Source organism: Selenomonas sp. CM52, assembly GCF_000292955.1.
GTDB lineage: Bacteria > Bacillota > Negativicutes > Selenomonadales > Selenomonadaceae > Selenomonas.
Window position 1 is genome coordinate 1 of the sequence record NZ_ALNM01000014.1, and the last position, 20,094, is coordinate 20,094.

Here is a 20,094-nt window from a genome sequence, read left to right on the forward strand (position 1 = left end):
AATGTCCACAAAGTGGACGTTTGTGCGTGTAGTTCAGTGTTTTTCCACCCCTCGTCCGTCGAAGTGCGGCACGAAGGAGGTGGAGACGGTGCCGCCTTGCTGGATGTAGCAGTTTTCGATGCCGAGACTGCGTGCGTGGTCGACGACGCTTTCGTATTCAAAGGTCGTGAGGCGGCGGTTGAGTTCGGGGACTTTTGAGAGGTCGCCTATAGGCGTGTATTGGTTCATGAGGCTGATGTAAATGGTATCAGAGAAGTTCTGCCAGAGCCAGTCGAGGATCTTCATGCTTTCCTTGCGCCGTCCCGGCAGAACGAGGTGGCGCACGAGGACGCCGCGCTGCATACGATTGGTATCATCGAAGATGGGACGGCCCGCGATCTCGCGCATACATCGTATGGCGGCGCTCGCCGTCTTGAAGTAGTCGGGGGCTGTGCTGTAGCGAAGAGCCGCCTCTTCCGCCATGTATTTGAGGTCGGGCAGGAAGATGTCGACGAGTCCCGCCAGGCTTTTAATGGTATCAACGGTCTCATAAGCGGAGGAGTTGTAAACGACGGGTATGGGAAGTCCCTGCGCCTTGGCGAGGTGAAGCGCGGCGGCGATCTGGGGGGCGAAGTGTGTCGGCGTCACGAGGTCGAGTGTTGTCGCGCCGCGCTCTTCTTGTTCGAGGAAGATGTCGGCAAGGCGTTCTTCCGTGACGGCGATGCCGAAATTTTCGCGGCTGATCTCGTAGTTTTGGCAGAAGGCGCAGCGCATGTTGCAGCCCGAGAAAAATACCGTTCCTGCGCCCTTTTCGCCAGCCAGGCAAGGCTCTTCCCACGCATGAAGCGATACGAGGCCGACGCGCGCGTATCGGCCAGCGCCGCAGAAGCCGTGCGCATCGTGCAGGCGGTTCGCGCCGCAGCCGCGCGGACAGAGGCGGCAGGCGGCGAGCGGTGCGAGAGTTTTCTCTATGATTTTTGCCGTGCGGCTCTTTGCTGCACGGCTTTTTTGCGTGTCGGCGGCGCCTTCCCTTTCGCGTTCCGCCGCCATCATTCGCGACCTTCAAGCTTCGCCTCGTCGAGCATGGGACCATACTTCGGCCGCCACCATGAAAGGGCGCGTACGGCGTTGATGTAGTCTTGCATCGCCTCTTCGTCGAGAGCGGCCGGGCGGTCTTTGATCGGTTCGGTGACGAGCGGAACGGTATCTGTCCTGCCGATGGCGCTGTGCGTGATCCAAAAGCCGTAGTTGACGCCCTGCCGGTTGCCGCGCGTGAGGCTTCTTCCTACGGCTTCGTAGCGAAAGCCCCGAGGCGCAATCAGTTCGATGAGTGTCGGCGCGATGTCGATCTGACTGCCCGCAGCTTCCGGGTCGAGCAGACCCTTCTTTACGCCGTGCCCCGTGAGGATGAAGGGGATGGCGTAGCGCTCGTAGAGCGACGGCGTCTTCTCGATATTGTAGCGGTCGGCATGGTCGCCGACGATGACGAAGAGAGCTTCGGGGAATTTTTCCTTCGCCGCGCGGAGGAAGGCGGCGAGCTCCTGCGTCGCGTACCAGTAGTGGCCGAGTTCTTTGAGGAGGGCGTCATCTCCCTGCGCCTCCTTGGGGAGCGCGGCACGCACCGCTTCTGCGGGAAAACCCTTGGCGGCGAGGTCGACCGTGTACGGAGAATGGTTCGAGACGTTGAGGAGCACATGAAGCCCGGGCTGTTCGGGATCGATGCGGGAGAGAACTTCCCCGTAGAGGACTTCGTCGTCGACGCCCCAGACGCTTCCCTCGTCGGAGGAGAAGTCGCCGCGGCTGTAGAATTGCTCGAATCCCTGCGCACGGCAGAACGGCTCGATGCGCTCCCATGTCGCAGGACCTGCATACCAGAAATCCGTGTGGTAGCCAAGGAGGGCGAAGGTGGGCGCGATGGCGGTCGGATAGGGCGCAGCGAAAGATTCGGGCATCGTCGTGAGGTAGAGGTTGGCGTCGGCGAATCCCGTGACAACGCCCGTGACAGCGGACACCGTGCTCGAACCGTTCGGCAGAAAGGTATCACAGTAAACGGTATCAGCTGCGCCCAGCAGTTCTTTCGTGGGGTCGGCGATGTGCAGGCTCGCATACTTTTCCAAGAGCGGCCAGTTGGCGTAGCTTTCGGAGATGATGAGGAAGATGTGGCGCGGCTTTTCGATCTGTGCACCTTCGGCTTCACGCGTGAGGTAGACGTCGAGGTCGCGCGTATCGGCAGGACGGCCTGCGTGGAGCGCGGCGAGGCGCTCGATCTCCTCGACGGTGAAATCGAGACCGTTGCACGCGAGGAAGCGGCTGTTCAGCACATAGGCGCGATAGAGCGCCTGGAAATTGTCGAGGATGGCTTCGTTCAGGAAGGCGTCGTTCGTGACGCCGGCATTCTCCCAGTTGACGGTGTCCTGCCAACGCAGGCTGCCGCCGAAGGCGCTCAATAGGGCGACGAGTGCGAGAATCAGGAGGAAGAGGGCGCGGCGAAGAGACCGCCAGGGAAGCAGCCGCTCGGAGAGAGCGGAAAAATCGCACGCGAGCAGAAGGCACAGCGCACGATAGAGCAAGAAGGCGAGCAGGAGTGCGCCCGCGAGCCGCACGGGCAGGTAGAATTCCTGCACGAGCGAGATGAAGAGCGCATAGACGTCCTCGTTCACCGTGTTGAAGATGAGTTGATGAAAGCCCGTGTGATATTGGCGGTAGTAGGGGAAGCTCGCGGCGTAGAGGATGGAGAGCACCGTGAGGGAAAGGGCGCTCGTCACGCGCCATGCGAGGTTTTCAAGCGGTGCATGAAGAAGACGTGCGAGCGCGGCGGGCACGAGGGAGAAGAGCGCAAGCACCCCCGCTGTCTGAAAGCTCAGGCGCATGCCGCGCCAGAGTGCGAGCGCGATGTCCGCGCTGCTCGTCGCCGCCGCCATGTAGTCGTGCATCCAGAAGATGAAGAAGGCGCGGCAGAAAGAAAGGACTGCAAGGTAGAAAAGAAACACCTTGAGTCCTTTTGCGGCAACGGAAGAGAACGCCTGCCAAGAAGGCAGGCGCAAAAAAGATGCGTTTTGCATGGAGTTTTGCATGGAACAGGGAGTCCTTCCTTTTTCAGTCGATTTGCGGCAGGATGATGTCCACGCCGTAGTCCTCTGCCGCCTGGCATATATCGGCGGCGGGGCGCGAGTCGGTGATGAGCCCCGAGAGCGTGTCGAGCGTCACATAGTTGTAGTTGCCGTCCGAGCTGAGCTTTCTCGCTTCGGCGACGACGTAGGCGCGCTTGGAGACGCGGATGATCGCCGCCTTGTTGATGCCGTCCTCGATGTCGTAGGTCGATACGCTGTTTTCCTTGACGTCGACGCCGACGGCGCCGACGAAGGCGATGTCGGGCTTCAGGCGCGAGATGAGGTCAAGCGTCATGCCGCCCCAGAAGCCGTCGCGGCTCTTGTTGATGACGCCGCCGACGAAGACGACGCGGATCTTCGGGTTCTGGGCGAGGATGGCGAGGATGTCGATCATGTTCGTGACGACGGTCAGCTCACGCTCGTCGTGCACGAGAAGCTCGGCGATTGCGAGGTTGCTCGTCGAGATGTCGAGGAAGACCATGTCATGCTCATGGATGAGATGCATGGCGGCGCGCGCGATGCGGCGCTTGGCCTCGACGTCGATGTTGCGGTGCTTGCTGACCTCGATGGTGTGGGGATTCTCGCGTCGGATGACGGCGCCGCCGTAAGTGCGCTTGAGCCTCCCTTGTTTTTCGAGCGCACCGAGGTCCTTGCGTATGCAGTCCTCCGTCACATGAAAACGGTCACTGAGATCCTTGACGCGCACCTTGCCGTCGCGTGCAAGGATGTCAAGGATGGCATCATGGCGTTCTACAAGAAACATATTCTCGCCTCCGTTGCTATTGGTTTATCGTATTTTTTCCAATTTTACCCGAAAGGAAAAAGTTTTTCAAGCCCTAAATTTTCTTTATGTCAGCGCATCAAGGTAAACTTTTCAAAAATGTTAAGTTGACAATAATCGTACAAGGGCGTATGATAAGGAAGATTTATGGAACGATAGATATGAAGGGGCGCTGGCGGATTCAGCGCTTCCCAAAGGGAGGAGTCAAATTTCATGAAAGTGAGAGAAATCGTTCTCTGTGCGCTCTTCATCGCGCTCGTTGCCGTCGGAGCCTTTATCCGCATCCCCGTCGGCACGGATGTCTACACGCTGCAGTTCCTCTTCACGCTCTTGGCGGGCGTCCTGCTCGGGGCGCGGCTCGGGGCTGTGGCGGTCGGCGTCTATGTGCTCATGGGGCTCGTCGGCATCCCCGTCTTTGCGTCGGGCGGCGGGCCGAGCTACGTTCTGCAGCCGACGTTCGGCTATCTCGTCGGCTTCATCTGTCAGGCGTATCTCACGGGGGCGCTCGTGCGCGGCGGCGAGCCGACCTTCGGGCGCGTGCTCGGCGCGTGCCTCGCGGGCATGGCGGTCGTCTATCTGTTCGGCATTTCCTACTTCTACATCGCGTCGAACTACATCGTCGACGCGCCCATCACGCTGTGGCTCGCGCTCTGGTACTGCGGCATTTTGCAGGTCGTGCCGGACTTTTTGCTGTGCCTCGCCGCCGCATTCATCGGCATTCGCTGCCGCAAGGCGGGACTTTGGCTCTGAGATGCATCGCTCGATGCTGCCTTTGCAAAGGAGAAAATTTTCATGGGAAAAGCATTGTTCATCACGGGAACGGGAACGGACATCGGCAAGACGTATGTGACGGGACTCATCGTCAAGCGCCTGAAGGAGGCGGGACTTCGCGCGGGCTACTACAAGGCGGCGCTGTCGGGCGCTGAGACGAGCGCGGACGGCTCGCTCCTGCCCGGCGATGCGCTTCATGTCGCACGCACGGCGGCTCTGGCAGAAGACGAGGCAATCGTTTCTTATATCTATCGGGATGCCGTATCGCCGCATCTCGCCGCGAGAATCGAAAACCGTCCGATCGACTTCGGCAAGGTCGAGCATGATTTTCGCGCGGCGAAGGAGCGCTTCGACTATCTGACGGTCGAGGGCAGCGGCGGCATCATCTGCCCTTTGCGCTGGGACGAGCATGAACACGTCGTGCTCGACGACCTCGCCGTGCGCCTCGGCCTTTCGGCTCTCGTCGTTGCCGATGCGGGACTCGGCACGATCAACGCCGCTGTCCTGACCGCCGAGCACTTGAAGATGCGGGCCATTCCCCTGAAGGGATTCATCTTCAACAACTGGCAGGCGGGAGACGTCATGCAGGAGGACAATAAGAAGATGGTCGAGGAGATGACGGGTGCGCCCGTCGTCGCGTGCGTCGCGAAGGGGGCAGAGGAATTGCCGCTCGCGGCGGCGGCGCTCGCCGCACTGTACGACTGAACATCCGAAATCATAGAGGGAGAGGATTTCATGCCAACGATTGAAGAACGCGACCTTCGCCATATCTGGCATCCGTGCGCCCAGATGAAGGACTACGAGGAGCTTGCTCCCATGGTCATCGACCATGCGAAGGGCGCATGGCTCTACGATGTGCACGGCAAAGCTTATCTCGACATCGTCAGCTCATGGTGGGCGAACCTCTTGGGGCACGCGAACGAGAAGATCAATGCGCGCATCAAGGCACAGCTCGACCGCCTGGAGCACGTCATCTTCGCGAACTTCTCGCACCGTCCTGCCATCGAGCTGGCGGAGCGCCTCGCTGCGCTCGTGCCGGCAGGGCTCACGAAGTTCCACTTCAACGACAACGGCTCGTCTGCCGTCGAAGCGGCGCTCAAGATGGCGTTTCAATACTGCCAGCAGACGGGACGCACGAAGAAGACGCGCTTCCTATGCCTTTCCGAGGGCTACCACGGCGAGACGATCGGTGCGCTCTCCGTCGGCTCGATGGATCTCTTCGCCGAGATGTACAAGCCCATGATGATGGACAACATCCACGTCGAAGCGCCCGACTGCTACCGATGTCCTTTTCAAAAGACGCGCGAGACGTGTTCCTGCGAGTGTTTTTCCTATGCGGAAAAGGCGTTCGCCGAGCATGCCGAAGAGTGTGCGGCGATGATCGTCGAGCCGCTTCTGCAGGGCAGCGCGGGCATGCGAATCTACCCGGAGCTTTATCTCAAGAAACTGCGTGCGCTCTGCGACGAGCATGACGTGCTCCTCATTGCCGATGAGATCGCGACGGGCTTCGGCCGGACGGGCAGGCTATTCGCGACGGAGCGTGCGGGCATCACGCCCGACATCATGTGCCTTTCCAAGGGCTTGACGGGCGGCTACATGCCGATGTCCATCACCGTCGTCAAAGAGAAGATCTACGACGCCTTCTACGCGGACTGGAGCGAAGGGAAGGCGTTCATGCACAGCCACACCTACGCGGGCAATCCGCTCGGCTGCGCGGCGGCACTCGCCGTGCTCGACATCCTCGACGAGGAAAACGTCCTGGAGAAAGCGGAAGAGACAGCTCTTTGGCTGACCGCACGCATGGAGGAAGTCTTCGGTGCGCACCGAAATGTCGGCGAGATCCGTCATATCGGCCTGATCCATGCCGCAGAGCTCGTCGAGGACAAGCGGGAGAAGCGCCCGTTCGACGCGAGCCACCGCCTCGGCTATGCCATCTACCGGGCGGCGCTTCGCAGCGGACTCCTGCTGCGCCCTCTAGGCGACGTACTCTACTTCAACCCGCCGCTCAACATCGAGAAGGAAGATCTCGACACCGCGATCTGCCGCATGAAACAGGCGATGGACGAGGTATTGGAAGCGTAGCGTGAAATCTGCCGCAAATATTGGAAAGAAAAGCCGCCGTCGCAGAAGATGCGACAGGCGGCTTTTTGCTGTCGAATTTACGGTTGAATTTTACAACAAAAGAAGGTATGCTAGAGATAGAAGAAGGGAGGGGGCGGCTATGCCTAATATCAAACCGATTTCTGATTTAAGAAATTACGGCGAGGTGCTTCGTGACGTAGCTGTCGGTTCGCCAGTTTTTCTTACAAAGAATGGGCGCGGTCGATATGCGATTGTTGATTTGGAGGATTATGAAAAAACGAAGGCGGCATTGAGGCTCATGAAAGAACTTTCTCAGGGAAAAGTATCTGGAGATGAAAGAGGCTGGCGTACGTCTGCAGATGTGAGGGCGCATTTTCAGAGGGAAATAAATGAAATATAATATCCAATATTCTCCGAAAGCCGAAGGTGATCTGGATGAAATTTGGGACTATATCTCTTCTGAATTGTGCAATCCCCGAGCGGCACAAAATACGATAAATCGCATATTGGATCGCGTGGATCAGCTGGAGGATTTCCCGCAACTCGGCGCAGCGCTTTCTTCCGTGATCGATGTAGAAAGCGAGTATCGTTTTCTTGTTTGCGGCAATTATATAGTGTTTTACCATGAAGCCCCAAGAGGTCAAGCCAAAGGCGCAGACCGATTGGCTAGGCTTCTGTAAGGCGTGAGGACATATGTACAGTGTGCCTCCTTGATGAAGCCGCTACAGGAAACGGGCGTAAAAGCAGTTTGTGCCCGTTTCCTGTAGCGGCTGAACATATGTCCTGAAAGTTTATCGTATATTTGAGCAGGATGTCTATGTCGACCGCGTGTTATACGGTAAGCGAAATTATCTTCGCATCTTGTTTCAGAAGTTGACACGGGAGCCAATGGACGATTGAAGCGGAGAGATGATTCCTAAAGTTGGGCAGGCGGCTTTTTTACAGGACATATAGGAAAAAATTTGCTATAATAAGAATGATAAGCACTGGATTTGATGCTTGGGCAAAAGCTCAGCTGGGGGGTATGGATATGTTTGCAATCATCGTTGGCACGCACGGCCGGCTGGCCGAAGAGCTGCTCTCTTCCGTCGAGATGATCTTCGGCGAGGTGCAGAACACGGCGGCGGTCACGTTTCTGCCGGGCGAAGGGCCGGCAGACATCACGGCGAAGTACGAAGCCGTCTTGGAAAAGCTCGATACGTCGGGCGGCGTGCTCTTCCTCGTCGACATCTTCGGCGGCACGCCATACAATGCCGCCTGCCGCATCGTCATCAACAACGAGCAGTACGGCATCGTCACGGGCGTGAGTATGCCGATGCTCGTCGACATGGCGAACACGCAGGCTCTGGATGAGGGGACGGACATCCGTGCACTGATGGAGAAGGCGGCGAGCGTGGGTCAGAAGGGCATCCGGCTCTTCCACGCGAGTGCAGTCAACAGCTGAGAAAAGACAATAGGATAGGAGAGAGATACATGATCAGTACGATTGGTGTTGTGACTTCGGGCGGTGACAGCCCGGGCATGAATGCGGCGGCGCGCGCCGTCGTGCGCACGGCGATTTCCGAGGGCGTAAGGATTTTCGGCGTCTACGGCGGCTACACGGGACTTTTGGACGGCGACATCAAGGAGCTTTCGACGCGCAGCGTCAGCGACCTCATTCAGCGCGGCGGCACGTTCCTCGGCACGGGGCGTTCCAAGCGCTTCCATACGGAGGAGGGGCGCAAAGCGGCGATGGAAAAGCTCAAAGAGCATGGCATCGAAGGCCTCGTCGTCATCGGCGGCGACGGCAGCCTTACGGGCGCGGCGCATCTCTCGCGTCATGGCATGCCGATCGTCGGTCTGCCGGCGACGATTGAAAACGACGTCTGGGGCACGGACTACACGATCGGCGCCGACACGGCGGCGAATACGGTTCTGGAGGCCATCAACAAGCTGCGCGACACGGCGTCGGCGCATCGGCGCATCATCCTCATCGAGGTCATGGGCAAGAAGTCGGGCTGGCTCGCGATGATGGCGGGCGTCGCTGGCGGCGCTGAATACGTTCTCGTGCCCGAGGTCAAGTACGATCTCGATGAGATCTGCACGGAAATCATGGACGCTTACGAGGCAGGCAAAAAGTACAGCATCATCGTCGTGGCGCAGGGGGCAGGCTCTGCCGTCGAGATGGGCAAGTTCATCGGCGAGACGACGAAGATCGATACGCGCGTATCCGTCCTGGGCTACATCCAGCGCGGCGGCGCACCGACGGTCGAGGATCGCATGAAGGCGTCGCTTCTCGGCGAGCGTGCGGCTCTCGCCCTGATGTCGGGCGCGAGCGACATCGTTTTCGGATTTGACATGGGCAAGGTCGTGAGCATCAACCTGCACGACGCCGTGACGAATCGCAAGACGCTCGATCCCGAGATCGTGCGCCTCGCACGCGTTCTCGCCTGATTTGGGAGGAAGAGAGAAATATGAAAATTGCCATTCTCGGCTACGGAAACCTCGGGCGCGGCGTGGAGTGCGCCGTGCGCGAAAACGGCGACATGGAGCTTGTCGCCGTCTTTACGCGACGCGATCCGAAAGATGTGAAGATCCAGACGGAGGGTGTGCCCGTCCTCCGCGTTGAGGACATCGAGGCATGGAAGGACAAGGTTGACGTGCTGATCCTCTGCGGGGGCAGCGCGACGGATCTGCCTGGGCAGACGCCGAAGTATGCGAAGCTTTTCCATGTCGTCGACAGCTTCGATACTCATGCGAAGATTCCCGCGCACTTCGCTGCCGTAGATCAGGCGGCAAAGGCGACGAATCATGTCGCCGTCATTTCCGTCGGCTGGGACCCCGGGCTCTTCTCGCTCGCGCGCGTCTATGCGAATGCCGTCCTGCCGAACGGCAAGGATTACACTTTCTGGGGGCGCGGCGTCAGCCAGGGGCACTCCGACGCCATCCGCCGCATCGCAGGCGTGAAGGATGCGAAGCAGTACACCATCCCCGTCGTCAAGGCGCTCGCCGCCGTGCGGCGCGGCGACAATCCCGAGCTTACGACGCGCGAGAAGCATACGCGCGAATGCTTCGTCGTCCTCGAAGAGGGCGCGGACGCAGCGAAGGTCGAGAAGGAAATCAAGGAGATGCCGAACTACTTCGCCGACTACGATACGACCGTGCACTTCATCACGGAAGAGGAGCTGAAGGCAAGCCACAGCGGCCTTGCGCACGGCGGCTTCGTCATCCGCACGGGTGCGACGGGGCTTCATGGCGAGCACAAGCACGCGATCGAGTATAGCCTGAAGCTCGACTCGAACCCCGAGTTCACGACGAGCGTTCTCCTCGCGTATGCGAGGGCGGCATACCGCCTCGCGCAGGAGGGCGTCGCGGGCTGCAAGACCGTCCTCGACATCGCCCCCGCCTACCTCTCGCCGCTTTCGGCAGAGGAGCTTCGGGCGAAGTTGCTCTGAGGAACGGGCGATGGATCTTTCCGTATATCTGCCGCCCGGGGCGAAGAATCTTGTGGAGTTTGGCTGCGGCAGCGGCGAGATGGGGCGGTCTTTTAAAAGGATCGCCCCATTTTGCCGTTATATCGGCGTAGAAAAGAATGCGGTGCTTGCCCAAGAGGCGAGCGCGCATCTCGACGAAGTTGTGACGGCGAATGCGGCTGACGTTTCCTTTGAGGAGGGCGACGAGGTTGACTGCCTCGTATATCATAGCGGGTTTCTGTCCTCTTCGGAGAGCCAAAGAATGCTGAGAGAACATGCCATGCATGTTTCTAGCGAGGGAGCGCTCGTATTCTTCGTGGAAAATCCCGCATACTTTCGGCGTGTGCTTTCGCTTTGGCGGGGCATGGATCTTCCCCCTGCCTCTTGGACGGCGAGCGAAGCCGTGGCGCAGCTGACGAAGGCCGGGCTTTTTGTAGGGCGCGTCCTTCCCGTGGAAGATGAGGAGGACGACGCCCTCTTTTCGGGGGAAGAGATGCGGCGGCTCTTTTCTGCGGCGGCCGTCTTGGCTGGCTGTGCGACGGAGGAGTTTGACGATACATGGTTTCGGAGTCGCTTCTTTGTTGTGTACGCCTATGCGGCGGCGCCGCCCGAGCGTCTTCTCGTGCGCACGATCCTAGGGCAGGACGGCAGGACGAGCGCGAAATGCCGCGTCCTTGATCCCGACGCTTTTTGCCGGACCTTGCCGGGCTTTTTCGCGCGGCAGGAATCCAACATCGAGCTGGCTGCTGCGCCGCAGGGGGAGATCTCCGTGCTGCTGTGCCAGCGCCTTCGCCTGGGGAATGCGGCGTGGGAACAGCTGGCACGCTTTTCTTTGGAGGCCGGGCATCTGCTCGTCGCGGAATGGGACGATGATCCGCGCGTCTTTGGCATGGACGAGGCGGAGCGGGCGCTGCTCTTTGCGGGAGCGCATGCGGTGCAGGTTTCGACGGCGGCTTTGGCAGAGGATGTGCGGCCGTATAATCCGCATGTATTCGTCATGGAGAATCAGCTTGCGCGTTTGCCTGAACCGCGCATCTACGACGATCATGCGCCCGTGACCATCTTTTTTGGCGCACTGAACCGCAGTGCGGACGCTGCAAAGATCCTTCCCGCGCTGAACGAGGTTCTGCGCCGATATACGGGAAGCGTCCGCGTCAAGGTCACTGCCGATGCGGCATTTTTCGCCCGCCTCGCGACGAATGCCAAGGATCTGATTGCCGAGGACGCCGATGCGGACGGCGTCGTTCCTTACGAGGTTTACGAAAGGGAACTTCGCACGGCGGACATCGCGCTCCTGCCGCTCGACGATACGCCGTTCCATCGCAGGAAATCCGACCTCAAGTTCCTGGAGTGCGCGGGAAATGGCGTCGTCGCGCTCGCTTCGCCCGTCGTCTATGGCGATACGGTTGCAGACGGCAGGACGGGCATGATTTTCCGAAACGGGGAAGAATTTTCGGAAAAGCTCGCCCGACTCATCGAAGATCGAGCACTGCGCCGCCGCATCGCAGCGGCCGCGTATGACTATGTCAAGGAGAATCGCTTGCTTTCGGCGCATTACGAGGAACGCGTGCAATTCTACCGCTCGCTCGCCGCGCAGAAGGCAGCGCTCGACGAGCAGCTGCGCACGCGTCTTGACGTATGGAAGCGGCAGTTCGGGGCATGAAGGAGTACAACAAGAAGGGCGCCGTCGACGGACGGCGCCCTTCTTCTATGCTTACGCGGTTCACATGCTATAATCGCCCCAGTGACTGGCGACAGTCAGTTCTCCTCCATGCGAGGAGGTGATGCGCGTGACGCTTTACAATGAAAGTCCAAGAGGTCAAGTACGAAGGATGCAGACCGATTGGCTCTTTCATGTAAGGCGGGTGGACATAGATTTTTCGCAAGTTCCTGTCAAGCGTGCGGCTTCATCAAACCGCCGGGGATGTCAAGGGTGGCGAAGTAGTCATCGAGAGTTTCGGCGCGGCGGATGAGTTCGACGCTGCCGTCTTCTCTTAAGAGCAGCTCCGCGCTTCTGAGCTTGCCGTTGTAGTTGAAGCCCATGGCGTGGCCGTGGGCGCCGGTGTCGTGGATGACGATGCGGTCGCCGATGTCGATCTTGGGCAGTTTGCGGTCGATGGCGAATTTGTCGTTGTTTTCGCAGAGCGATCCTGTGACGTCGTAGATGTGATCGCAGAAGGCGTCTTCCTTGCCGACGACGGTGATGTGGTGATACGCGCCGTAGAGTGCGGGGCGCATGAGGTTCGCCATGCAGGCGTCGAGTCCAATGTAGTCCTTGTACGTCTTTTTTTCATGCAGCGCCGTCGTGACGAGCCAGCCGTAGGGGCCGGTGATGTAGCGGCCGGATTCTGCCTTGATGGCGAGGCCTGCGAGTCCCGCCGGCTCGATGATCTTCTTGTAGAGCGCTTCGATGCCGCTTCCGATGCGCTCGACGTCGATGGCTTCTTCTTCGGGGCGATAGGGAATGCCGAAGCCGCCGCCGAGATTGACGAATTCGAGCGAGATGCCGAGGCGCTTCTTGATTTCTACGGCGAGGTTGAACATGAGTTCCGCCGTGAAGAGGAAGGCTTCATTCCTAAGTTCGCTCGATATGACCATGGTGTGCAGGCCGAAGCGACGGACGCCCTTTTCGCGTGCGATCTTGTAGGCGTCGAAGATCTGGTGATGCGTAAGGCCGTATTTCGCCTCGGTCGGCTTGCCGATGATGTCGTTGCCTTCGATGAGCGGGCCGGGATTGTAGCGGAAGGAGAGGCAGTCGGGGAAGCCCGCGCACTTTTCGAGATAGTCGATGTGGCTGATGTCGTCGAGGTTGATGATGGCGCCGAGTTCGCGCGCCTTCTGGAATTCCTCGGCGGGCGTGTCGTTCGAGGTCAGCATGATCTCTTCGCCTTTGACGCCGGCGGCCTCGGAGAGGAGCAGCTCGGCGATGGAGCTGCAGTCCGTGCCCGCGCCCTCTTCGTGCAGAATCTGCAGGAGGCGCGGATTTGGCGCTGCCTTGACGGCGAAGTGCTCGGTGAAGTTCGGCGCCCACGAGAAGGCTCGCTTGAAGCGGCGGAAGTTCTCGCGAATGGCCTTTTCGTCGTAGATGTGAAAGGGCGTCGGATATTGTTCGATGATTTCCTCAAGCCTCTCGCGGCTTATGGGGAAAACTTTTTCTGTCATAAGGATGCCTCCCAAAATGTTTCTGATGGAGTGAAAAGCCGCCTGTGCGGCGGCGCTGATTCTTTCGCCATTATAACAATGCAGCGCAGGGCTGTCAATGAAGGCGATTTGTGGTATAATAGAAGAAAATATTTGATTTGCATGAGAAACTGCACGCACAAACGTCCGCTTGGTGGACAAAAGTGCGCCGCCCTTAAGGAAAGTTACCCAATCAGCCTGTGCCTTCGGCTTGGCTTCTTGGACTTTCATAAAATATCGCTGTGCGCGGAAAGGAGGAGAAGTCTTGCGGCTCTACATTGCAGAGAAACCGAGCATGGGGCGCGAGATTGCCAAGTGCCTCGAAGGCCCTGTGCGCTCGCACGACGGCTGGCTGGAAACGGCGGAAGGCGCGGTGACGTGGGGCTTCGGTCATATCCTGCGCCAGAAGGAGCCGGAGGAGTACAGCGAGAAGTACAAGTTCTGGCGCACGGAGGATCTGCCCATCGTGCCCGCCGAGTGGCAGCTTGTCGTCGCTTCGTCGGCAGCGCGGCAGTTCCGCATCGTCAAGGATCTCATCGCGCGTGCTGATGAGATCGTCCATGCGGGCGACCCTGACCGCGAGGGGCAGCTTCTGATCGACGAGGTGCTCGACTTCGTCGGCAACGAAAAGCCCGTCAAGCGCATCCTTCTGAACGCGCTCGACGAGAAGAGCATTCGCGAGGCGAATGCGGATCTTCGCGAGAACAGCGACTTCTACGCGCTCAAGCAGTCGGCGCTGGCGCGTGCCCGCGCCGACTGGCTCATCGGCATGAACCTTTCGCGTGCCTATACGCTCGCGGCACGCCGTGCGGGGCACAAGAAGCTCGTCCTGCCCGTGGGCAGGGTCAAGACGCCGACCTTGGCGCTCGTCGTGCGCCGCGAGCGCGAGATCGATGGCTTCAAGCCCGTCGATTACTTCGAGATTCGCGCGAAGTTCCGCCATGCAGACGGGGATTTCACAGCCGTCTGGAAGCCACGCGAGGAGGAGCCGGGGCTTGACCGCGAGGGAAGGCTCGTCGACGAGGCGGCGGCACAGGCGCGCCTTGCGGGTTTCGCCGAGCCGCCTGCAGACGGGCGCGTGACGGAGCTGCATCGCGCGAAGAAGACGGAGGGGCAGCGGCTGCCGTTTTCGCTTTCGTCGCTTCAGGTGCTCGCGGGCAGGAAGTACGGCTACGAACCGCAGCTCGTGCTCGATACGGCGCAGAAGCTCTACGAGAAGAAGCTCACGACATACCCGCGCTCGGACTCGGAATATCTGCCGCTGAACCAGCGAAAGGATGCGTCCGCGATCCTCGCGCATCTCAGGGATGGCGACGATGTGGCTCTGTCGCATTGGGCGGGCGGCGCGGACGCGAAGATCAAGAGCCGCGCATGGAACGACAAGAAGGTGACGGCGCACCATGCGATCATTCCGACGCGCGTGCGTGCGCGGCTCGGGACGCTCACGGAGACGGAAGCGAACATCTACCGCCTGATCGCGCAGGCGTTCATCGCGCAATTCTATCCCGAGCATGTCTACGAAAAGACGCGTGTGGCTCTCGACTATCACGGCGAGGTGTTCGCTGTGAATGGGCGGCGCGAGATTCAGACGGGCTGGCGTGCCATTTACCGCACGGCGAAGAAGGGCGCGGGCGAAGAAGCTGATGCGGGCGATGCAGATGGCGAGGAAGAAGAAGGCGGCGTCCTGCCGCCCTTGAAGAAGGGCGATGCCGTGACGTACTTGAGCGGCGCGCTCAAGAAGCGTGCGACGAAGCCGCCGCCGCGCTTCACGCCGGCGACGCTTCTGCAGGGCATGAAGGAGATCCACAAGTACGTGCTCGACCCCGAGGCGAAGAAACGCCTCAAGGACGTCTACGGCATCGGCACGGAGGCGACGCGTGCGGCGATCATCGACGATCTCATCAAGCGGCGCTTCCTTTCGGCGAAGGGCAAGAAGAAGCTGCTCTATCCGACTGATACGGCTTACCTCCTCGTCGATGCCCTGCCCGACGATCTCGTCTATCCCGACGCCACGGCGCTTTGGGAGGACAAGCTGCACTCGATGGCAGACGGCGAGGGCACGCTCGAAGAGTTCCTGTCGGCGCAGGTCGCCTTCACGCGCCGCCTTGTGGCGAAGGCGCTCGACGCGAAGATCGAGCGCGGGGGCGAGCATCCGTGCCCACGCTGCAAAAACGGCGTCCTCGTGAAGCGCAGCGGCAAAAACGGCGACTTCTGGGGCTGCTCGAACTACCCGCGCTGCCGCATGAGCTGCGACGACAAGGAGGGAAAGCCCGATCTCGACTCGCGTGCACTGCGGGCAACGTCGGCGAGGTCTGCACCGTCTCGCGCAGGTCAGAAAGATGTGCGCCCTGCCCGCAGTTTTGGTGCACCTGCGCTTTCGGAGGAGGAGATGGCGGCGTTCCTCGCCGAGTATGCGCCGCTGCTGTCCGCACAAGAGATGATGAATTCCCCTTTGGACAGCAAAAAGGGAGCAGGAAAAGCAAAAGCGATTGTAGAATAAATGTTTAAAGTAAGATATATCAGTGCATTTTGATGGGGGAGAGTTCTTGGAAGATCCTTTTTTATTGTCTTTGAAAATTCTTGTCGTCTTTCTGCTCGTCTTCGGCAATGCGTTCTTCGTTGCGGCGGAGTTTTCCATCGTCAAGATGCGCAGTTCCCGGCTCGACGTGCTCATCGCCGAGGGCAACCGCCGCGCATCGTATGCGAAGAAGCTGGCTGATCGCCTTGACGTGGCGCTTTCCGTCACGCAGCTTGGCATCACCATCGTTTCCCTGGGCTTGGGCTGGCTCGGTGAGCCTGTTGTCGCTTCCTTGCTGCATCCGGCATTTTCGTGGTTCGGCGTGCCCGAGAGCGCGGTTGAAACCGTCTCCTTCGCCATCGCGTTTTTCCTCATCACCTCGCTGCACATCGTGGGCGGCGAGCTGATTCCGAAGAATGTTGCGATCCGCAAGGTCGAGAGTGTCGCGCTCACGGTCGCCTTGCCGCTCCTCGTCTTCCAGCGCATCATGTATCCTTTCGTCTGGCTGCTGAATCACGTCGCGAACTGGGCGGAGGAACGCATGGGCTTCTCCGTCGTGACGAAAGAGGAGGATGTGGCGCATACGGAAGAGGAGATCCGAGTCCTCATGGAGGAGAGTCATCGCCAAGGCTTCATTGATAAGACGGAATTGGAATTTGTCGACAACGTCTTTGACTTCGCCGATCTCTCCGTGCGCGAGATCATGATTCCGCGCACGGACATGGTCTGCCTCGATCTTGAGGACTCTTTGGAAGAGAGCATTGAGATGGCGATGGAGGAGAGGCTCACGCGCTATCCAATCTGCGACGGGGGCAAGGACAACGTCATCGGCTTTTTGCATATCAAGGACTTTTTACAAACGCTTTACAAGAAAGAAGCGCCCGATCTTCGGAAGCTCGCGCGCCATGCGCTCGTCGTGCCCGAGGCCATGGCCGTCAGCCGCCTTTTGCAGACGATGCAGCAGGAGCGCTCGCAGCTCGCCATTGTCGTCGATGAGTATGGCGGCACGGCGGGCATGGTCACGATCGAGGACGTCATCGAGGAAATCGTCGGAGATATTCAGGACGAGTTCGATACGGATCGCCCGCTGGTGGAAAAGAAGGGTGCGTGCCTTTACTCTGTCGACGCCAAGATGCTTTTGGAGGAACTTGAGGACATCCTGGAGGTCGCGATCGACGAGGAGGAGATCGACAGCGTGGGCGGCTGGCTTTCGGCGCACGTCGACAATCCACCGCGCATCGGACAGAAGGCGGCATTCGGCGATGCACAGTTCTTTGTCGAGGAAACGGAGGGCGTGCGCATCACGCGCGTCCTCTGCCGCCTTGGGCGAGAGCCGCAGAAGGAGCATGACGAGATCGTCGATCTCACGCAGTCGCGCAAGACCGACGGCATAAGATATATGAGCGGGCGCCGCAGGGATGGAAAGGGCGCCCACGTGAATTGAGATTCTCGTGAGAGAAGCCGGGGCTGGCGCAGGAGATGCTTGCGCAGCAGCCCGATCAGGGAAAGAACGGTGAGGACATGGCATCAAATTTTGATTTCTTGATGGCGCGAAAGGATTACAAGGCGATCGCGAAGACGGCGATGGAGGCGGAGCGGCGCTTCGGCACGTCATACCCGGAGTGTGTGATCTTGTCGGAGCGTGCAGTCAAGCTGGCGGTGCGCTGGATGTTCACGCACGATGCGGGACTCGCGCTGCCGTATCGCGAGGCGATCGCTCGTCTCATTCATGAGCCGACGCTCAAGAAACTCCGTCCGGCTGGAATGAATTATCTCGTGCATTACATCCTGCATCTCGGCAATGTCGTTGCTTATCGTGGCATGGACGTCTCACGCGAGGAGGCCTTGCTCGCGCTGCGCGGACTGCACGCAGCCCTTTCATGGTTGGCGGCGTGCTACGAGGAAGGTTTTTCGCCGACTCCTTTCGATGAGGGCCTTTTGCCGACGGGCGGCAAGGAATGCAATGCGAATCCTCTGAAACTCCTGGAACTCTACAAGGAGCCGTTCGAAGGCGGCGCCCTTTTGCCGCGGCGCAAGAAGAACCGCGAGGCTTCGGAGAAGTTTGCCGCCCTGCGGGAAAAAAACAGGAACGGCAGCGTCGTCAAGGTGCCTGCCGACCTTTTCGCCGAGACGCGCGGCCGCTACATCCTGGTGGATAGTGCGCAGGCGGGATGGACTTTGGGTGAGGACTTCTTCATGAACGCGCAGATCGAGGGCGCGGGAAAAAAGACGCCGACAGTCGACCTCCTCTTCACCGATGCCGAGAAGAAACCGCTGGCCGTCATGGCGGTCAAGGCGGCGGAGCATTCCGCAGAAGACGGCGTCGCTCAGGCGAAGGAATGGGCGACGCTCATGGAACAGAAGTACGGCGAGCGTCCCTATATTTTTCTCCTGCGCGAGGGAGGATATTGCTATCTGGATGAGGCGAGCGGCACATTGCGTCCGATTCATGGATGCTTTTCGCGCGCCGGTTTGGAGCGGCGTCTGCACTTCCGCCGCCTATACGATCCGGACGGACATCCAGACCTTGCTGAAGACATTGTGAACCGTCCCTATCAGCAGGAAGCCGTCTGGCGTATATGCGAGGACGTGCATCATGGCGTGCGTCGGCTTCTCGTTTCCACACCGCCGGGCACAGGGAAGACGCGCATGGCGGCGGGCGCCATTGAAGCGCTGCTCCACCAGAAAGCCGTCGGCAAGGTGCTCTACCTTGCTGACCGCGAGGAACTTGTGCATCAGGCTTACGAGAAATTTCGCATGCTGCTGCCCGACGCGAAGCTCGTCGACCTCCTCGGCGATGTACGTGAAGAGGCGCAGGCGGACATCGTTTTCGCGACGGCGACCATCATGATGGACGCCGTGAACGAGAGTCGGACAGAAACGGGAGCGCGCCTCTACGATCCGGCGCACTTCGATCTCGTCATCATCGACGAATCGCACCCGAGCATCTACGACGACCATCTTGTTATCCTCAACTATTTTGATGCGATTCTCTTGGGCTTCTCGTCGCTTCCGCCGACAGCTCCGGGTGAAGCGGAGGTCTACAGCTTCTACGGTCTTACACCGGGCAAGCCGACCTTTGCCTACAGTTTGACAGAGGCGCTGCGCGATGGATGGCTCGTCGACTTCACGCTGCGTGATGAAGCGCCCGAGGGCATCATGGAACCGCACCTTCGCTATGCTGATCTCACAGAGGAGCAGCGAACGATCGCGGAGATGGAGTATTCCGATACGGGCGCGATCGTGAGCAAGGATTTCGACGTGCCGGCCGTGAACAACTGGCTCTTCAGCGAGGAAACGATCCAGGCGATGCTCGAAAATCTTTTGCAGCATGGTCTCAAGACGCCGGACGGCACGCTCGGCAAGACGATCATCTTTGCGAAGAACAGTCTGCAGGCGAAGGCGATCGCCTTCATTTTCCAGCGGCTCCATCCCGAGTACGGCGCAGACTTCATCCGTGCGCTCGATGCCCGTACGCCCGATCTTGCCGCGGCGGTGCAGGCTTTTTCGCTGTCCGATGAGCAGCTGACGATCGCTGTTTCCGTCGATGTCTTGGACACGGGCTTTGACATTCCTTCTGTCGTGAATCTCGTCTTCTTCCGCAAGGTGCATTCGCTGAGCAAGTTCAGTCAAATGCTCGGCAGGGGCATGCGCTTCTGCGCCGACTTGAACGGTGAGGGAAAGGACAAGGAGAGGTTTCTCGTCATGGACTACTGCAAGAATTTTGCATTCTTCGATATGAAGAAGTGAGGGAAGTTTATGAAATTCAAGTTTTTGCATAACAACATCAACGTGCGTGACCTCGCGCGTTCGCTCGCCTTCTATGAGAAGGCGCTCGGTCTCAAGGAAGTGAGCCGCGTGGAAATGCCCGATTTCACGCTCGTCTACTTGGGCGACGGTGGATCGACGCCGCACGAGCTTGAGCTGACGTGGCTCAAGGATCGCGAGACGCCGTACAATCTTGGCGACAACGAGTTCCACCTCGCCTTCGGCGTCGACGACTTTGCGGCGGCGCACAAACTGCACGAGGAGATGGGCTGCATCTGCTACGAGAATGCGGCGATGGGAATCTACTTCATCAACGATCCCGACGGCTATTGGCTTGAAGTCTTGCCGAAATGGTGATCGAGCAGTTCGAGCGGACTGGCGTATGGGGAAGGGGCACGTCAAGGATGCAGAATATGAGAGATAAGACGAACAGTCATAAGGGAACGAAAGCGG

17 protein-coding genes are annotated in these 20,094 nt (G+C 59.5%); 13 read left to right on the top strand and 4 right to left on the bottom strand.

Annotated features, from left to right (window positions below; genetic code table 11):
• Positions 1-33 precede the first annotated feature (33 nt).
• Genes HMPREF1153_RS03315 through HMPREF1153_RS03325 form a run of 3 tightly spaced genes read right to left on the bottom strand, consistent with a single transcriptional unit; the run spans position 34 to position 3,852 of the window.
• Positions 34-1,032, bottom strand: a complete 999-nt coding sequence (locus HMPREF1153_RS03315) for a radical SAM protein (RefSeq protein WP_009645520.1) — start codon at positions 1,030-1,032, stop codon at positions 34-36.
• Positions 1,029-3,041 (bottom strand): LTA synthase family protein, encoded by a 2,013-nt coding sequence (locus HMPREF1153_RS03320; protein WP_037369706.1) that lies wholly within the window; start codon positions 3,039-3,041, stop codon positions 1,029-1,031. The genes HMPREF1153_RS03315 and HMPREF1153_RS03320 overlap by 4 nt, the downstream gene beginning before the upstream one ends.
• Before the next feature lie 34 nt (positions 3,042-3,075).
• Positions 3,076-3,852, bottom strand: a complete 777-nt coding sequence (locus HMPREF1153_RS03325; RefSeq protein WP_009645529.1) for a DeoR/GlpR family DNA-binding transcription regulator — start codon at positions 3,850-3,852, stop codon at positions 3,076-3,078.
• A 231-nt stretch (positions 3,853-4,083) separates the two neighbouring features.
• On the opposite strand from HMPREF1153_RS03325, the gene HMPREF1153_RS03330 reads away from it, so the two are divergent.
• The 9 genes from HMPREF1153_RS03330 to HMPREF1153_RS03365 all read left to right on the top strand — a co-directional run bounded on the left by HMPREF1153_RS03330 (position 4,084) and on the right by HMPREF1153_RS03365 (position 11,838).
• Positions 4,084-4,620 (top strand): biotin transporter BioY, encoded by a 537-nt coding sequence (locus HMPREF1153_RS03330; RefSeq protein ID WP_006192896.1) that lies wholly within the window; start codon positions 4,084-4,086, stop codon positions 4,618-4,620.
• A 42-nt stretch (positions 4,621-4,662) separates the two neighbouring features.
• Positions 4,663-5,346 (top strand): dethiobiotin synthase, encoded by a 684-nt coding sequence (gene bioD / locus HMPREF1153_RS03335; protein WP_009645524.1) that lies wholly within the window; start codon positions 4,663-4,665, stop codon positions 5,344-5,346.
• Between the two features lie 30 nt (positions 5,347-5,376).
• On the top strand, positions 5,377-6,723 hold the full coding sequence (gene bioA / locus HMPREF1153_RS03340) for an adenosylmethionine--8-amino-7-oxononanoate transaminase (protein WP_009645521.1): 1,347 nt from the start codon (positions 5,377-5,379) through the stop codon (positions 6,721-6,723).
• Position 6,724: 1 nt separating this feature from the next.
• Positions 6,725-7,123 carry a type II toxin-antitoxin system prevent-host-death family antitoxin gene (locus HMPREF1153_RS12255; RefSeq protein WP_232208179.1) on the top strand — a complete coding sequence of 133 codons (399 nt, stop codon included), beginning with the start codon at positions 6,725-6,727 and terminating at the stop codon, positions 7,121-7,123.
• On the top strand, positions 7,113-7,403 hold the full coding sequence (locus HMPREF1153_RS12260; protein WP_071530753.1) for a type II toxin-antitoxin system RelE/ParE family toxin: 291 nt from the start codon (positions 7,113-7,115) through the stop codon (positions 7,401-7,403). Before HMPREF1153_RS12255 ends, HMPREF1153_RS12260 begins: the two co-directional genes overlap by 11 nt.
• 350 nt (positions 7,404-7,753) lie before the next feature.
• Positions 7,754-8,167, top strand: a complete 414-nt coding sequence (locus HMPREF1153_RS03350) for a PTS sugar transporter subunit IIA (protein ID WP_009645518.1) — start codon at positions 7,754-7,756, stop codon at positions 8,165-8,167.
• 29 nt (positions 8,168-8,196) lie between these two features.
• Positions 8,197-9,156: a 6-phosphofructokinase gene (pfkA, locus tag HMPREF1153_RS03355; protein WP_006192900.1), complete on the top strand. Its 960-nt coding sequence runs from the start codon at positions 8,197-8,199 to the stop codon at positions 9,154-9,156.
• A 20-nt stretch (positions 9,157-9,176) separates the two neighbouring features.
• Complete coding sequence (locus tag HMPREF1153_RS03360) at positions 9,177-10,157, top strand: diaminopimelate dehydrogenase (protein WP_009645528.1); 981 nt, start codon at positions 9,177-9,179, stop codon at positions 10,155-10,157.
• Positions 10,158-10,167: 10 nt separating this feature from the next.
• Positions 10,168-11,838 carry a glycosyltransferase family protein gene (locus HMPREF1153_RS03365; RefSeq protein ID WP_009645525.1) on the top strand — a complete coding sequence of 557 codons (1,671 nt, stop codon included), beginning with the start codon at positions 10,168-10,170 and terminating at the stop codon, positions 11,836-11,838.
• A 230-nt stretch (positions 11,839-12,068) separates the two neighbouring features.
• On the opposite strand, the gene HMPREF1153_RS03370 is transcribed toward HMPREF1153_RS03365, so the two are convergent.
• Positions 12,069-13,337, bottom strand: a complete 1,269-nt coding sequence (locus HMPREF1153_RS03370) for a diaminopimelate decarboxylase family protein (protein ID WP_037369703.1) — start codon at positions 13,335-13,337, stop codon at positions 12,069-12,071.
• A 283-nt stretch (positions 13,338-13,620) separates the two neighbouring features.
• Between HMPREF1153_RS03370 and HMPREF1153_RS03375 the strand changes: the two genes are divergently transcribed.
• From HMPREF1153_RS03375 to HMPREF1153_RS03390, 4 genes are read left to right on the top strand one after another with little or no spacing between them, the layout of a single operon-like run.
• Entirely contained in the window at positions 13,621-15,855 is a 2,235-nt protein-coding gene (locus tag HMPREF1153_RS03375; protein WP_009645530.1) for a DNA topoisomerase 3, read from the top strand.
• 46 nt (positions 15,856-15,901) lie between these two features.
• A complete protein-coding gene (locus tag HMPREF1153_RS03380) occupies positions 15,902-17,317 on the top strand; it encodes a hemolysin family protein (RefSeq protein WP_009645523.1) in 1,416 nt (471 codons plus the stop codon).
• Between the two features lie 35 nt (positions 17,318-17,352).
• On the top strand, positions 17,353-19,623 hold the full coding sequence (locus HMPREF1153_RS03385) for a DEAD/DEAH box helicase family protein (protein ID WP_009645531.1): 2,271 nt from the start codon (positions 17,353-17,355) through the stop codon (positions 19,621-19,623).
• A gap of 9 nt (positions 19,624-19,632) precedes the next feature.
• Positions 19,633-19,998, top strand: a complete 366-nt coding sequence (locus HMPREF1153_RS03390) for a VOC family protein (RefSeq protein WP_009645522.1) — start codon at positions 19,633-19,635, stop codon at positions 19,996-19,998.
• Positions 19,999-20,094: the final 96 nt, after the last annotated feature.

Excerpts from the sequence above, each read along its gene's own strand:
- HMPREF1153_RS03315 (WP_009645520.1), bottom strand. The coding sequence starts at position 1,032 with ATGATGGCGGCGGAACGCGAAAGGGAAGGCGCCGCCGACACGCAAAAA.
- HMPREF1153_RS03320 (WP_037369706.1), bottom strand. The coding sequence starts at position 3,041 with ATGCAAAACGCATCTTTTTTGCGCCTGCCTTCTTGGCAGGCGTTCTCT.
- HMPREF1153_RS03325 (WP_009645529.1), bottom strand. The coding sequence starts at position 3,852 with ATGTTTCTTGTAGAACGCCATGATGCCATCCTTGACATCCTTGCACGC.
- HMPREF1153_RS03330 (WP_006192896.1), top strand. The coding sequence starts at position 4,084 with ATGAAAGTGAGAGAAATCGTTCTCTGTGCGCTCTTCATCGCGCTCGTT.
- bioD (WP_009645524.1), top strand. The coding sequence starts at position 4,663 with ATGGGAAAAGCATTGTTCATCACGGGAACGGGAACGGACATCGGCAAG.
- bioA (WP_009645521.1), top strand. The coding sequence starts at position 5,377 with ATGCCAACGATTGAAGAACGCGACCTTCGCCATATCTGGCATCCGTGC.
- HMPREF1153_RS12260 (WP_071530753.1), top strand. The coding sequence starts at position 7,113 with ATGAAATATAATATCCAATATTCTCCGAAAGCCGAAGGTGATCTGGAT.
- HMPREF1153_RS03350 (WP_009645518.1), top strand. The coding sequence starts at position 7,754 with ATGTTTGCAATCATCGTTGGCACGCACGGCCGGCTGGCCGAAGAGCTG.
- pfkA (WP_006192900.1), top strand. The coding sequence starts at position 8,197 with ATGATCAGTACGATTGGTGTTGTGACTTCGGGCGGTGACAGCCCGGGC.
- HMPREF1153_RS03360 (WP_009645528.1), top strand. The coding sequence starts at position 9,177 with ATGAAAATTGCCATTCTCGGCTACGGAAACCTCGGGCGCGGCGTGGAG.
- HMPREF1153_RS03365 (WP_009645525.1), top strand. The coding sequence starts at position 10,168 with ATGGATCTTTCCGTATATCTGCCGCCCGGGGCGAAGAATCTTGTGGAG.
- HMPREF1153_RS03370 (WP_037369703.1), bottom strand. The coding sequence starts at position 13,337 with ATGACAGAAAAAGTTTTCCCCATAAGCCGCGAGAGGCTTGAGGAAATC.
- HMPREF1153_RS03385 (WP_009645531.1), top strand. The coding sequence starts at position 17,353 with ATGCTTGCGCAGCAGCCCGATCAGGGAAAGAACGGTGAGGACATGGCA.
- HMPREF1153_RS03390 (WP_009645522.1), top strand. The coding sequence starts at position 19,633 with ATGAAATTCAAGTTTTTGCATAACAACATCAACGTGCGTGACCTCGCG.